The sequence below is a fragment of the Neisseria sicca genome, assembly GCF_017753665.1.
Taxonomy (GTDB): domain Bacteria; phylum Pseudomonadota; class Gammaproteobacteria; order Burkholderiales; family Neisseriaceae; genus Neisseria; species Neisseria flava.
In genome coordinates this window covers 12,335-27,425 of record NZ_CP072524.1, presented here as the reverse complement: position 1 = coordinate 27,425, position 15,091 = coordinate 12,335, and the positions used below count along the sequence as shown (strand labels likewise).

Below are 15,091 nucleotides of genomic sequence, written 5' to 3'. Positions count from 1 at the left end.
ACAACGCCGTACGGGTTCAAAGTTCATTCTCTGTCATTTTCAGATGACCTTTGCTGCCATCGAAAGGGTCGTCTGAAAACATCAATCTGCTTGGTTCGACAGTATTTCTTGATATAGTCCTGCCAATTCGTCTTTTTGTTCCGCAAAAGTCCGAATATGGCTTTTCGGCAGTTCAATGACTGCGCCGTCGTCCATTGCTTGATAGCGTTCGCAAACCTCGGCAATGGCGCGACTCAATTCTTCCACGCCGCTGTCAAACGGAATGACCGTGCCGTTTTCGCCGTCGATAATGTCTTCGGACACACCGCCCGCGTCAGTAGCGATTACCCAAACATCACGCAACACTGCCTCTCTGACCGTCAGCCCGAAACTTTCTTTCCATTGGGTCGGGAACAACAAAACATCGATTTCCGAGAAGAAGTGGTCGATGGTATCTTGGCTGTAAGCAGGTTCGATGCGGAAGCGTTCCACGCCGTCGAAATCGCTGTCAAAAAACGAACGCGCACCAAGGTTGAGCAGATTGTCCACGACAACCAGTTCGGTATTGGGGAAACGGTGTTTCCTGAAAGCTTCCAAAATCAGATGAACGCCTTTGATTTTGGTTTTCCCGCCGACATAGCCGAAGCGGATAACGTCTTTTTTCCGTTTGGATATTTGACCCAAGGGGCGGGTAACGCCGTTTTTGTTGACGAGGACGTTCCTGCCCAAAGTTCTTTCATGCAGTTCGGCAAAATATTTGCTGGGCGCAAGCAGAATATCGATTTTCGACAGGGCGCGGGCTATGGTTTTGCTCCGTTCGTCTTCGGTATTCCATTGCTCGCGGAAGACTTCATTTTCGTCAAGCATGAACTGGTTCGGACAAATCCACCATGCGTCATGCAGGGTAACGAGGGTTTTGACACCAGCTTCCCGACAAATATCTACCATACCGACACCCATGCTTTGAATGCAGTGGATATGGGCGATGTCGGGCTGTACAAGTTCGATGATGTCTTTGACAGCTGCATCAAAACGCAGGTTTTCGTGGGCGGCTGCATCTTCTGAGGGAACGGCAACGCCGAAAACGGTTACTTTGCCGTATTCGTAACGGATAACGCTGTACGGCGGCAGCCAGCTCTTCATCGGCAAAGTCGTTACCGCATATATTTCGTAGGTTTCTTCATCGGCAAGCAGTTTGTTCAGTTGTTCGGCAACGATGGTCGCCCCGCCAAACGATTGAGGATGATAGAAAACGTTAAACGATAAGACTTTGGTCTTCCCTTTTGCGGCAGATTCAAAACGGACGGCAGGTGCAAGCTGCGTGCTGCCGATGGCTTGCGGGCTGTATGTTTCCGTGACCGTACGGTATGCCGCCTGCGCCATACTGTCGCGCAGCTCGGGATTTTGAATCAGAGTGTCGAACGCTTCATGCCATTGCTGTTCGTTGTCTGCCAGAAAGCCGTTTTCACCGTTGACAATCACATCGGCAAAAGCCGCCCTTGGCGAGCATACGGACGCCACTTTGGTAATCGAGGCTTCAAGGTATTTGATATTGCTCTTGGCATCGTTGAAAACGAAGTTTTCCAAAGGTGCGATGCTGATGTCGCATTCGGACAAATAAGTCAGGTATTCCGTATAGTTGCAAAATGGGATGCGCTCGATTTGGCTTTGTACTTCATCGAAATATTCGGGCAGCTCCAAATATCCGATGATTCTGAACCTGACATTCGGATTTTCTTTCAATATGTTGGCAAGTGCGGGAGCGGCTTCCAAGAAGTCGATGTTGTGCGTTTTGGTGCCAGAACCGTAAATAATCCGAATCAAACCGTCTTCTTGTTTTTTCAGACGACCCTCAATGCTGCGTGCCGCTGCCAGCGTTTCATCATCCAACGCGTTTTCAACCACATAAACGGTTTCCAAACCTGCTTCCTTCATGGCTTTTGCCAGCCCGGAAGTCGAAGCGATACCTTCGTCGCACGCCAACATGGCTTGACGGTAAAGTTTCGCGCCGTTGATTACGCCCTCTCTTTCTGCCGGTTCAAGCAAGTTGATGGTGCTGCTGGTTTTCAGGACGTCTTCGTCAAAAACCAGATCATCCACTTCCCATAATGTTTTGATGTTCAGACGACGGCATTCCGCAATTAAATCCATTACGCTGTCAAAACCGGGAACGCGGTAGAAAATCACCAAACTTGCCAAAGAAATCTGTTTCTTGGCTTCGTTGCTGTCCATCCATGAAGTCACGGAACAAGGAATACCCAGCTCTTCAAGCATTTCCTGCTTTTGGATAACGCGGTATTTTTTGCATTGCGGAATACTAAGTTCGGCAATGATGGCAACTTTAGGCGCAAGCGTGTCGGCAGCATGTTTGGACAGCCGCTGGATAAACGTTTGCGGAATCGGGTCTGCCTGAATCGAATGCTCAAAAGCCGATGCAGAACTGACGGCTTTCAATATCTGTTTCACGCTTTTAATCGAATGGGTTTGCTTGTAATGGCGGCGTAAAAACTGATATGCCTTGCCGATACTGCCCTTCTCGCGTACCAAAAAACGGAAGCCTTTGCGGTAGCGGTTGGCAGAGCTGATGGCCTGTTCGGTTTTAACGAAAGGCTTGAATACCTTAACCGTCCACAACCCTTTGTATTTTGCCAATCGTTGACTTTCCTGACGGATGTGCTGCTCCAATAAAGCACGGTTTTCATTGAGTCCGTGTATGGTTTGCTCGAACGATTGCCTGTTTTCATTCAAGGTATGGATGGTGTGTTCGAGCGACTGTTTTTCCTGCTGCAAGGTATCGATTTGTTTTTTCAGCAGTTCGATTTGTTTTTCTTGTTCTTTCGATTGCTCTTCTGCTGCCTGGCTGCGCACCATCAACTGCATCAACATGTCGATTTGCTGTTGCAGAGACTCGGTCTGCTTGGCAGACAGTTCGGTTTGTTGCAGCAGTTTTGCCATTACATGCTGCAATTCTTGGTTTTGATTTTGCATATTGGTATTGTCTTCTCGCAATTGAAGGTTTAGCTCGGATAAAGATTGGATTTGTTGTTCTAGTAAGGATATTTTTTGAATACAGTCGGAATATCCCAAATGATATTGCATAAACAGCGCGCGGTTTTTTTCGTAGACTTTTTGCCAGTCTTCGCGGTTTAAATCAGGATTTTGCTCCAAGCGGTTGATCAGCGATGACCCGTCACGGCGTTTACGGTAGCGGAACAACACTTCCGGAATGCGGATAACGGTTCCGCCGTTGCTTAAGAGGCGTATCCAAAAATCCCAGTCTTCATGTGTTGTCAGGTTTTCATCAAATCCACCCAAGGCAGCAAAATCTTCAGCGCGGTGCATGGAGACGGATGAAGGAAAACGGTTGCCCGTCAACAGGCTTTCCAAACCGTCATAATCCGGCAGATTCCACAAACCTTCTTGCGCATCAAAATATTCTGCCAACGGATACACCAGCTTACAGTCGGGATTGTTTTCCAAAACCGTGACGCATTTTTCGATGTAATCCGGCAGGATGAGGTCGTCTGAATCAAGAAACAGGAAGTATTTACCCCCCGCCAGTCGCGCTGCATGGTTTCGAGCGGCGGCAACGCCTTGATTGTTTTGTACGGCGTAACGTATGGCGGGCTTGTCTGCCAAAAACTCCCTCAAATAATCGGCGTGTTCCGGGTCGGAGCCGTCATCAACAATGATGATTTCAAAATTCTGATGGCTTTGGCTAAGGACGGACTGGATGGTTTCTACAATGTATTCCTTACAGTTGTAGTAAGGGATCATCACGGAGACGGTGGGGGACTGGGCTTGATGATTCATGCGGATAGTTCCTTTCTGTCTGTTCGGCAGCCTTCCTTGTCTTGCAGCTCGGTGTTTTCAGACGACCTCTTAGGCAAATCGCCCTTCAACTGACCGACAGGTCGTCTGAAAATCAACCTGCCACCTGCTTCGGCATATTACGCAGCATGGCATAGTAGCCGTTTTGCGCCATCAATTCATCGTGGGAACCTTGCTCAACTATATGACCGTCGTCCATGACAATAATGCGGTCGGCTTGCTCGACAGTGGTCAGGCGGTGGGCGACGATGATGCTGGTACGGTTTTCCATCAAGCGTTCAAGGGCTTGTTGGACGAGGCGTTCGGATTCGTTGTCCAGCGCGCTGGTGGCTTCGTCCAAAAGTAAGATGGGGGCATCTTTCAGAATGGCGCGGGCAATGGCGACACGTTGACGTTGACCACCGGAGAGCTGATTGCCGTTTGCGCCTATCGGTTGATTCAAACCATGCGGCGAGCTTTCAACCAAATCTTGCAAATTCGCGGCTTTGAGGGCTGCCAATACTTCTTCTTCAGTGGCATCGGGACGGCTGTAACGGACGTTTTCCCAAAGCGTGCCTTCAAACAAAAAGACATCTTGCGAAACAAGGGCGAACTGGGAGCGCAGGTTGTCGAGTTTGATGTCTTCGATATTCACATCATCCAAATAAACCGCGCCCGAGCTCGGTTCGACAAAACGCGGAAGCAGGTTGACGGCAGTAGATTTACCGCTGCCTGAGCGGCCGACCAGGGCTACGCGTTCGCCTTTGCGGATGTCGAGATTGAAACTGTCCAAGGCTTTTTTACCGTCTGCGTGGTAGCGGACATCGACGTTATCAAATTTCAGACGACCTTCGACATTGGTCAGGATTTTTGTACCGTTATCTTTTTCAGGCTCGGTATCGAGGAATTGGCAAACGGCATCAGAAGCAATAAACATAGTCTGCATGGGGATGCTGATGTTCGCCAAGTTTTTGATCGGGCTGAGCATTTGCAACATGGCAACGATAAATGCCATAAATTCGCCGATGGTGGTATGCCCCTGCTGACTCTGCCAAAGGGCAATAAAGATAACGACGGCCAAAGCAAACGAAGCAATCAGTTCGCTGAACGGGGAACGTGCCGCAGTCGCTTGAGTGATTTTTTTACCGAGACGGACGATGGTGTCGTTGACAGCGGTGAAACGTTCGGCAGCCTGACGTTGGCCGCCGAAGAGTTTGACCACGCGGTGTCCTTGATGGACTTCGTTGACGACATTGTTCATGGTACCGATACTGAGTTGCGCTCCCGCAATAATGTCTTTCAGACGATTACGGTAATAGCGGGACAACAAAGACAGCAGCGGGAACATCAGGGCGACGACCAAGCTGAGCTGCCAGTTCAAATAAAGCAGGACGCAGACCAAACCGATGACAATCATGGTGTCGCGGGTCAGCACGATAAATACATTGCTGGCGTTGCTGATGGATTGTTCCGCCATTTGAACCATATTCATCAAAACCGTACCGGACGGGGTTTCCTGATGGAATTTGGAAGAAAGTTGCAGCATCTTGGCAAACATATCGCGGCGCAGATGACTGATTGCCATGACGGAAACCCAAGTCAAGAGATAGGTACTGACATAGCGGCTGATGCCTCGAATAATGACCAAAAAGATAAAAAATACCGGTACAACCCAGACTTTGTTAGGCGTACCCCAAATCAGGTAGGTAAATTGGTCTTTCCAGTTTTGCAGCGTGGCGACGATGCCGCCTGCGGTATTGAGTTCGGGCGGAGCTGAAGGCGGGGCGAAGCCTTGGTTGACCAAGGGGGCAATGAAGGCGGCAAGATAGCTTTCGGTGGCGGCGACGCCGAAGATAGCAATTAACGCAAAAATGATGCGTGTTTTATAAGGGCGGATATAAGCCATCAAGCGCATGAAGCTGCGCGAATCTTCTTGGGTAAACAGGCCGAAGGTCAGTTTTTCTATCATTGGCTCGGTGTTCCAGATTAATGCAGATTGAATATTTTATTAATCTGTCGGATTGGTAAAGCCTATGATTATATCGCAATGAAGTTACCGATGCGACGAAATTGCTGTTTTTAAATGAATAACAATTTTTATTTCTGTAAAGTTTTTTCAGACGACCTTAAATGTTCAAAATAAATTGATAGTGAACTGGAATGTATAGTGGATTAACTTTAAATCAGGACAAGGCGACGAAGTCGCAGACAGTACAAATAGTACGGCAAGGCGAGGCAACGCCGTACTGGTTTAAAGTTAATCCACTATAAAAATCTCCCTGTTGCTATTCCCTTCCCTATCCGAACACAACCGACAGACATTAAAAAACGACCTTTCATTAAGAAAGGTCGTCTGAAACATAAAAGGCGGCAAGTTTAATGCGCTTCGATAAAGGCAGCAACTTGTTCGGAATTGGTCAAAGCGCTGCACACGGCTTCTTTGTTGATACGTTTTGCCAAACCTGCCAACACTTTGCCCGGTCCGCATTCGGCTGACTCGGCAATGCCTTCAGCAACCAGCGCATTGACGGTTTCCGTCCAGCGCACAGGGCTGTAAAGTTGGCGGACAAGTGCGTCTTTGATTTTCTCTGCATCATCGTAAGCGGCAACATCGGCATTATGGATGACGCGGATTTGCGGTTTTTTGATTTCGACGGTTTTGAGTGCTTCGGCAAGTTTCTCTGCGGCAGGTTTCATCAGGCTGCAATGAGAAGGAACGGATACGGGCAGTGGCAGCGTGCGTTTGGCTCCTGCTTTTTTCGCAGCGTTCATGGCGCGCTCGACGGCGGCGGCATTACCCGCGATCACGACTTGTCCGGGCGAATTGAAGTTGACGGCTTCGACCACTTCGCCTTGCGCGGCTTCTGCACAAATGGCTTTAACCTGTTCGTCTTCCAAGCCAAGGATCGCCGCCATCGCACCTACGCCTTGCGGTACGGCAGACTGCATCAGTTCGGCACGCAGGCGGACGAGTTTGACTGCATCTGCAAAATCCAATGCACCGGCGGCAACGAGTGCGGTGTATTCACCGAGACTGTGGCCGGCAACGACGGCAGGCGTTTTGCCACCCGCTTCAAGATAAGCACGGTAAACGGCAACGCCGGCGGCAAGCATGATAGGCTGCGTATTCACAGTTTGCCCGATGAGGTCCGCATCCGTACCGTTAATCATCGCCCACAAATCCTGACCCAAGACGGCAGAAGCTTCATCGAAGGTGTTTTTTACGACCGATTGTCCTGCGAAGCCGTCCATCATATTGAGGCTTTGCGAACCCTGACCGGGGAAGAAAAATGCAAAAGACATGATATTCCTTTGTTTTGGTTTAGTTTTTCAGAAAATTCGTCAGAGGATTATCGGCGTAATGTATCAGCAGGGCATAGGTAATGGCAACATTTATTGCCACCGTCAGCCAGAAAATCTGAACAAAAGGAACTTTCTTGGTTTTGTGGCGGAACGCGGCGCGCGCGACCAATGCACCGGGCCAACCGCCCAGCAGGCTGAATGCATGCAGCTTGTTTTCAGGGATGCGGTTTTGGTATTCGTTTTTACGTCTGATTTTGCGCGCGGACTCTATCGCCGTCTGCTTGTCCTGTTGATAGAGGATGAAGGCGGCAATACTGATAAGGACGTAAATGAAAAACAGTTTATTGGAAAGTACGGCGACAACGGTCAAGAAAACGACGGCGATGACGCTGTTGATCAGGAGTGCCTGCATATCGATATTAAGCCTGTTGTAGTCGGGTGGCAATTCGTCAAACAGGAATGCTTCGTCGCCCAGCCGGACAACCTTGACGGCTTGTTGGCGGTTGCCTTCTATTGGGCGGTTGCAGTAGAAACTGACGCGCTGTCCTGTTTGCGGACGGCTGGTATTGTAATGGTACGCGCTGATGTGGAAGAAAATATTTTGAGACTCGTCGCCGAAACGGATAAAGCCGTAGCCTTTGGCATCGTCCCATGCGGTAATCGTACCGCTCATGACCTGATTGGGCGGCAGCAGATTCTTTTGGGCGGATTTCGGAGCGGGATAACGGGTTTCGGCAACCAACGGCTGCTCGATTTTTGCTTGAACTTTCGGGCCGTGCTCCGGACGGGAAAAGTGTACGGTTTGAACATTTTCTTTTTTCGCGGGCGCAGCGTGTATCGACTCAGGCTCGGGTTCGGATTCGGGCGTACTGCGGATAACGGCATTGACCAGCAGCCACTGTCCGTTGGGATGACGGCGGAGCGTGCCTTCAAGGCGGTTGCCCGCCCGAGGCGTACGGGTTTGGTCGGCAAGAAACTGTCCCAGCACAAACACAGGCTGCCCTTCGTTTGAAACATCCATTTCATAACCACCATTCTTCGACCAATCCCAGTCGGTCAGTGTAATAACCACACTATCATTGTTTTTATAACCCGGATTGACACGCTCGACATCCCTTGCGACGGCGCGGTTGTTTTCCGTTTCAATTTGAAAGCTGACGCGGTGTCCGGTTTCAGGTTCTTGATAATCGGGGTGGAGGGATTGGCGGTTAGCAAAGATGCGTTGCGAAGATTCGTCGCAAATAATGGAGCCGCGGCTCATTTCCCCGAACCAATGGGCGATTGTCCCGTAATGTTTATTATGGTTCATTTTATTTTTATATTAGGAAAAAATATATTGGATAACCAGTTTTCCAATTATACCGATTTATCATAATTTATGCAGAATTTAACCATAATGAATAAAAGGTCGTCTGAAACAGTGTCGGTTTGAGGCAACTGCACGTTTTCAGACGACCTTTTTTGCGTGAAAAGAATTAGGAGGTATCTACAAGCATCGAGTTGTGCATTTGAAAAATAAATTGACGCATACAAAAAGCTTTTCCCCTTCCCTGCTTCAATGTAATCAAATGAAAAACTCCCCTCTTAACCTCTATCAAAAAACTGACCAAAATCCAAAATAACTTATTGAAAAATTATAAAAAACATAAGAGAATGGACATCTTCGCACCCGAAGAAAATCTTTACATTATCCTTTACATTGTCCATAAACGAGCTTAGGGAAATATCATGACATACCTATCACGCGCCTTCTCTTTGTCTATCCTCGCAGTCGCACTTGCCGCCTGTGGCAGCAGCGGTGGAGACTATCCCTCAACCCAAGCAGCAAATAACGCCAAACCGCAAACGCCTGCAACCACACCAGCCGCAGATCAATCAGGTGGCAGCAACGGCGATTCACCTACAACCCAAGCAGCAGACAACACCAAACCGCAAACGCCTGCAACCACACCAGCTGAAAACCAATCAGCAGGCAACGTTCCAAAAGAACCGACTTTAACTGTAACAACCATGCCGAATGGAAGTGCCAAGCGGATTTACGAACTGCCTTACTCGACAGTTACAGGCATTACAGAAATGAAGCTGCAAGCTGACGGCTACACTGGAGAGGTTACAGATATCCAAATCAGCGGCACCCCGACACTTGAGTCAGCCTTGCCTAAGATGGGCAAGGTGGTTTATAAGGGTATGGCTTTTAACAACTCCACCAATCCCCAAGATGCTGAAATTGTCGCCGGTGCGCGTCCAGGGTATTTGGTATACACCATCGATTTTGACGAACGTACCGGTCATGGGGAAATTTCTGCGCTTCAATTAGATTACGGAGAATTCATACTGGGAAAAGGCAAGCTTGAAAAAATCAATCTGGACGGACAGGAAGTCATGGGTGTACGAAGCAATGTTGATGTTTATAAAGGTACCTTCATAGATAACCAAAGACTTGTTCCTGCCGGTGATTACGAACTGGGCGTTTTCGGTCCGAATGCCGACTCGATTGCAGGAAAACTCAAAAATTCGGCCTTCGATATCGGTTTCGGCGGTACGCGGGACGGTAAATAAATACCCTTTACGAGGCAGAAAAATCATACGGTAAATGCCATCTGTGTCTGATCGAACAGCGCATTTTTTGGACTTTCATAAGGTCTGAATGATGAAAGGTCGTCTGAAAACCAAAGCAGCAGGTTTTCAGACGACCTTTCATATTTTAAGCGGATATAGGGCTGGTCATCTTCTTTTGATATGACACTTGCCGTCTGCCTTCCCGCACAGGCAGGAATTCATCGGCAAGCTCAAGAAATCTTTGTTTGAAAGGAAATTGCTGCAATTCAAAAATGGATTCCCGCCTGCGTGGGAATAACGACATGGATAACCCCTGCTTGAATTTCACTACGGACACGCATCCATCAAAAAGGTCGTCTGAAACCGCACCAACGCAGTTTCAGACGACCTCTTAAGTTTTTCAAACAAACAAAAAATCAGTATTTCACCAACACCGCGCCCCACGCGAAGCCGCCACCTATGCCTTCGAGCAACAGGTTTTGTCCGCGCTTGATTTGACCATTTTGGATGCCGACATCGAGCGCGAGCGGGATGGAAGCGGCGGATGTGTTGCCGTGTTCCTGTACGGTCAGGATGACTTTTTCCATGTCCAGACCCAAGTGTTTGGCGGTGGCGTCGATGATGCGTTTGTTGGCTTGGTGCGGTACGAGCCAGTCGATTTGATCGGGGGTATAACCTGCCTCGCTGATGACTTCGTCGGCGATTTTTGCGAGCATTTTGACCGCGAATTTAAACACGCCCGGTCCGTCCATTTTGACGTAGGGCGAACCACAAACTTGCCCGTTGGCGATTTGACCGGGTACGTTGAGCAGGTCGAGATAATTGCCGTCTGCTTTGAGTTTGCTGTGGATGATGCCCGCTTCGTCGGACGCGCCTAATACTACTGCGCCTGCGCCGTCGCCAAACAAAACGCAGGTCGTGCGGTCGTTCCAATCCACGATGCGGCTGAACGTTTCCGCGCCGATGACCAAAGCCTTTTTCGCCATGCCGCTTTTGATGTAGGCGTTGGCGGTGGACAGGGCGTACATAAAGCCCGCGCAGACTGCCTGTACGTCAAATGCGGGGCAGCCGTTTGCTATGCCGAGTTTTTGTTGAACGATGGTCGCAGTGGACGGGAACTGCATATCGGGGGTGGCGGTCGCCACGATAATCAAATCGATTTCATCGGCAGCGACACCCGCTGCAACCAGCGCGCGGTGCGATGCTTCGGCGGCGAGGTCGCTGGTTTTTTCGCCTTCGTCTGCAATATGGCGAAACTTGATGCCGGTACGGGTGGTAATCCACTCGTCGGACGTATCGACTTTTTTCGCCAAATCGTCGTTGCTGACGCGGTTGGCGGGAAGATAGCTGCCGGTACCTAAAATTTTGGCGTATTGCATGTGAAGGCCTTTGAGCGTTGATTCGGATAATCGGCTATTGTAAGCGAAAACGGATGAATTGCCCAACGCCGCGAAGGCGTAAAACAGGTAAAGCGCGCAATGGTTTGAAAAACAAATATAAACATATGATTTCAATGAAACTTACTTTTCAGACCATCTAAAAATTTACGTTTCCATATCCCGTTTTCAGACGACCTCGATTACACAAAATCCCCCCAAAGCGTCTGCATCGCCGCAATCGCCGCCAGCGAAGCGGTTTCCGTCCGCAGAATCCTCTTGCCCAGCGTTACCGACTGAAATCCCGACTCAAACGCCATCCTCTCCTCCTCGTCCGTCCAGCCACCTTCCGGCCCCACCATAAAAATCAGGTCGTCTGAAAACGGCTTGACGGCACGCAAACTTTGGGCGCGGTTCAAACTCATCAACAGCTTGGTCGTTTCAGACGACATCTGTTTCAAAGCCTCGCGGTAAGGCAGCAACGGGCGCACTTCCGGCACCATATTCCTGCCGCTTTGTTCGCAGGCAGACACCACAATTTCCTGCCAACGCGCCACCCGTTTGTCCGCCCGTTCGCCGCTCAGGCGCACGACGCAGCGTTCGCTGATTACCGGCTGAATCGCCATCACGCCCAGCTCCACGCTTTTCTGCAAAGTAAAATCCATACGTTCGCCGCTCGATACCGACTGCACCAGCGTGATTTTCAGCGGCGATTCGTTGTCCGCCTCCTCCTCGCGCAACACCTCCGCGCAGGCACGGCGTTTTTCCAAAACATCCAAACGCGCAGGATATGCCTTGCCATTGCCGTTAAACAAAACGACCTCTTCCCCGCAGCGCACACGCAAAACATTTAAATGACGCACAACATTATCAGGCAGTTCAACGACTTGCCCCGCATATAAAGCATCAGGCAGATAAAATCTGGACATGGTTCTTCAAGTGAAAACGGATATAATAACGCGATTATACGATTTCGCACCCCAACCGCAAAAACAAGGACAAAAAGTGTTACACCGATTGCAAAAAGTCGTCCGGCACATCGCGCAAACCGAAGTCATGCCGCGCTTCCTGAATACCCCGTCGCACCGCAAAGAAGACGGCTCCATGCTCAGCGAAGCCGACCTTGCCGCCCAAACCGCCTTCGCCGCCGCCCTGCCCTTGTTGATCGACAGTCCCATGCTCGGCGAAGAAATGAGCGTGCAGGAACAAACCACCCTTTGGAAAATGCACGCGCATACCGACGGGCTGTGGGTCGTCGACCCCATAGACGGAACCAACAACTTCGTCAACGGACTGCCCCATTTCGCCGTTTCCGTCGCCTTCGTCAAAAACGGCCGCGCCGAACTCGGCATCATCTACAACCCCGTCAGCGGCGAATGTTTCTACGCCGAACGCGGCAAAGGCGCATACCTCAACGGAACACAACTTCCCCTGCGCACCGTCGACAAAAAACTCAGCGAAGCCATCGCAGGCGTCGAAATCAAATACCTGCGTTCCGGCAAACTCACCAGCCGCATGAGCACGCTCGCCCCCTTCGGCACCATCCGCAGCATGGGCAGCAGCACGCTCGACTGGTGCTACCTCGCCAGCGGACGCTACGACGTTTACGTCCACGGCGGACAAAAACTGTGGGACTACGCAGCCGGCGCGCTGATTTTCGAAGAAGCAGGCGGCAACCTGTCCACTTTGGAAGGCGACGACTTCTGGAGCGGCGAACACGTTTTCAAACGCTCCGTCATCGCCGCCCTACAACCCGCCCTGTTCGAGCGTTGGGAAAAATGGATACGGGAGAACCAGTAAACCCGTTTTAACAAATACAGCGGAATTGAACAAAACAACGATAGAAATTATGAAAAGGTTTTTCAGACGACCTTTTTGACATCAATCCACCTATTTCAAAGCAATCGAACTGATGAGCAGACCCTCCGTTATTTTCATTGATGTGGACGACACTCTTGTCAGAAGCGTAGGCAGTACGCGTATCCCCATGCCCGAAGTCATCCGCCAAGTCCGCCGCCTGCATGAAAACGGGCATATGCTTTACCTTTGGAGCAGCGGTGGAGCCGACTACGCCCATCGCAGCGCAGAAGAATTAGGCATATCAGAATGTTTCCAAGCATTTTTACCCAAACCGAACGCCTATATCGATGATCAAGCGGTACACGAATGGCGGTTTTGCACCCACTTCCTTCCCATCAACAGTGGGCAAATTGACCAATAGCCTCAACAGCGGCATTTTGTCGGACAGAATGAAAATGCAATTGCCGTGTATCCCTGTACATCTCTTGTACAAAAAGGTCGTCTGAAAATAGTTTTTCAGACGACCTTTGTTCACATTATTTATTTCCCGAATCAATGCCTAAAATGGCGAACGCCTGTTACCACCATGGCGATGCCGTGTTCGTCGGCCGCATCAAAAACTTCCTGATCGCGCATCGAGCCGGCGGGATGGATGATGGCTTTGATGCCTTGTTCGGCGATGACGTCCACACCGTCGCGGAATGGGAAGAAGGCATCGGAGGCGGCGCATGCGCCGTTTAAGTCCAAGCCTGCGTCCTGCGCTTTGCGGGCGGCGATGCGGGTGCTGTCCACGCGGCTCATTTGACCTGCGCCGATGCCGTAGGTTTGACCGCCTTTGCCGAACACGATGGCGTTGGATTTGACGTATTTGGCGACGTTCCAGACAAACAGCAAATCATTCCACTCCTGCTCGGTCGGTTGGCGTTTGGAGACGACTTTCAAATCGGTGCGGCTGATGCGGTGGATGTCGGGCGTTTGTACCAACAGTCCGCCGCCGACGCGTTTGAGTTCAAAGCGGTTTGCGCCTGCTTCTAGAGGCACTTCCAATACGCGCACGTTTTTCTTGGCGGCGGCGATTTCGAGGGCTTCGGCGGTGAACTTCGGCGCCATCAGGACTTCCATAAATTGATTGTCGGTAATCTGTTTCACGGTTTCGCCGTCCACTTCGCGGTTGAAGGCGATGATGCCGCCGAACGCGCTGGTGGTGTCGGTGGCGTAGGCGAGTTTGTAGGCGGTCAATGTATCGGCTGCAACGGCGACGCCGCACGGATTGGCGTGTTTCACAATCACGCAGGCGGGTGCGTCGAAGGATTTGACTGCTTCCCATGCGGCATCGGCATCGGCGATGTTGTTGTAGGACAATTCTTTGCCTTGGAGCTGTTTGTATGCGGCGAGGCTGCCTGCGGCGGGATAAACATCGCGGTAGAAAGCGGCGCGCTGGTGCGGGTTTTCGCCGTAGCGCATGTCTTGTACTTTAATCCAGCTTTGGTTGAACTGGCTTGGGAACTCGCCGATTTCGGGCGTGCCGCTCAAGACGTCGTCTGAAAGCGAGGTTAAGTAGTTGGAAATCATGCCGTCGTATTGGGCGGTGTGGCTGAACGCTTTGCGCGACAGGTTGAAGCGGGTTTTGTCGCTCAACGCGCCGCCGTTGGCTTCCATTTCGGCTGCGACGGCGGGAAAGTCGGCGGTATCGGTAACGATGGCGACGTGTTTCCAGTTTTTCGCGGCGGAACGAACCATGGTCGGGCCGCCGATGTCGATGTTTTCAATCGCGTCTTCCAGCGTGCAGTTTGGTTTGGCGATGGTGGCGGCGAATGGATAAAGGTTGACGCACACGAGGTCGATGTTGCCGATGCCGTGCTCTTCCATCTTGGCGACGTGTTCGCCCAAATCGCGCCGCCCCAAAATACCGCCGTGGATTTTCGGATGCAGCGTTTTCACGCGACCGTCGAGCATTTCGGGAAAACCGGTGTAGTCGGCGACTTCAATCACGGGAACGCCCGCATCGGCAAGCAGCTTCGCCGTTCCGCCGGTGGAGAGGATTTCGACACCGAGCTTGTGCAGGGTTTGGGCAAATTCGACGACGCCGTTTTTGTCGGACAGGCTGATCAGGGCGCGTTTGATGGAAGGCATGGGGATTCCTTTTAAGCAGATTTATAACTGGAAACAAACACTTTCAGGGGCGGTATTATCCCCCAGTTTTGAAGTTTTAGCAGCAGTTTTCTGGAAAAATTGTTGACAATTTTTTCGATAAAAAAGGTCGT

The 15,091-nt window shown here is 50.6% G+C and carries 10 protein-coding genes; 3 read left to right on the top strand and 7 right to left on the bottom strand.

What is annotated here, in order from left to right:
• Positions 1–81: 81 nt before the first annotated feature.
• The 4 genes from J7445_RS00125 to J7445_RS00110 form a co-directional block, all read right to left on the bottom strand.
• On the bottom strand, positions 82–3,792 hold the full coding sequence (locus J7445_RS00125; protein ID WP_070654822.1) for a glycosyltransferase: 3,711 nt from the start codon (positions 3,790–3,792) through the stop codon (positions 82–84).
• A gap of 112 nt (positions 3,793–3,904) precedes the next feature.
• A complete protein-coding gene (msbA, locus tag J7445_RS00120) occupies positions 3,905–5,758 on the bottom strand; it encodes a lipid A export permease/ATP-binding protein MsbA (RefSeq protein WP_070654820.1) in 1,854 nt (617 codons plus the stop codon).
• 407 nt (positions 5,759–6,165) lie between these two features.
• Positions 6,166–7,092, bottom strand: a complete 927-nt coding sequence (gene fabD / locus J7445_RS00115; protein WP_070654818.1) for an ACP S-malonyltransferase — start codon at positions 7,090–7,092, stop codon at positions 6,166–6,168.
• A gap of 19 nt (positions 7,093–7,111) precedes the next feature.
• Positions 7,112–8,401 (bottom strand): DUF1294 domain-containing protein, encoded by a 1,290-nt coding sequence (locus J7445_RS00110; protein WP_070654816.1) that lies wholly within the window; start codon positions 8,399–8,401, stop codon positions 7,112–7,114.
• A gap of 419 nt (positions 8,402–8,820) precedes the next feature.
• Here J7445_RS00110 and J7445_RS00105 point away from each other — a divergent pair, with 419 nt between their 5' ends.
• Positions 8,821–9,651, top strand: coding sequence for a factor H binding protein domain-containing protein (locus J7445_RS00105; RefSeq protein WP_070654814.1), 831 nt, complete (start codon positions 8,821–8,823; stop codon positions 9,649–9,651).
• A gap of 416 nt (positions 9,652–10,067) precedes the next feature.
• Here the strand turns inward: J7445_RS00105 and J7445_RS00100 are convergent, their stop codons facing one another.
• Both J7445_RS00100 and J7445_RS00095 read right to left on the bottom strand, forming a co-directional pair.
• Positions 10,068–11,030: a beta-ketoacyl-ACP synthase III gene (locus tag J7445_RS00100; RefSeq protein WP_070654812.1), complete on the bottom strand. Its 963-nt coding sequence runs from the start codon at positions 11,028–11,030 to the stop codon at positions 10,068–10,070.
• Between the two features lie 200 nt (positions 11,031–11,230).
• Entirely contained in the window at positions 11,231–11,956 is a 726-nt protein-coding gene (locus tag J7445_RS00095) for a 16S rRNA (uracil(1498)-N(3))-methyltransferase (protein ID WP_070654810.1), read from the bottom strand.
• A gap of 76 nt (positions 11,957–12,032) precedes the next feature.
• Between J7445_RS00095 and J7445_RS00090 the strand changes: the two genes are divergently transcribed.
• Both J7445_RS00090 and J7445_RS00085 read left to right on the top strand, forming a co-directional pair.
• On the top strand, positions 12,033–12,827 hold the full coding sequence (locus J7445_RS00090; RefSeq protein ID WP_029609862.1) for an inositol monophosphatase family protein: 795 nt from the start codon (positions 12,033–12,035) through the stop codon (positions 12,825–12,827).
• A gap of 112 nt (positions 12,828–12,939) precedes the next feature.
• Complete coding sequence (locus J7445_RS00085; RefSeq protein ID WP_019271490.1) at positions 12,940–13,248, top strand: DUF705 domain-containing protein; 309 nt, start codon at positions 12,940–12,942, stop codon at positions 13,246–13,248.
• A gap of 131 nt (positions 13,249–13,379) precedes the next feature.
• On the opposite strand, the gene purH is transcribed toward J7445_RS00085, so the two are convergent.
• Positions 13,380–14,960, bottom strand: coding sequence for a bifunctional phosphoribosylaminoimidazolecarboxamide formyltransferase/IMP cyclohydrolase (gene purH / locus J7445_RS00080; RefSeq protein WP_070654808.1), 1,581 nt, complete (start codon positions 14,958–14,960; stop codon positions 13,380–13,382).
• Positions 14,961–15,091 lie beyond the last annotated feature (131 nt).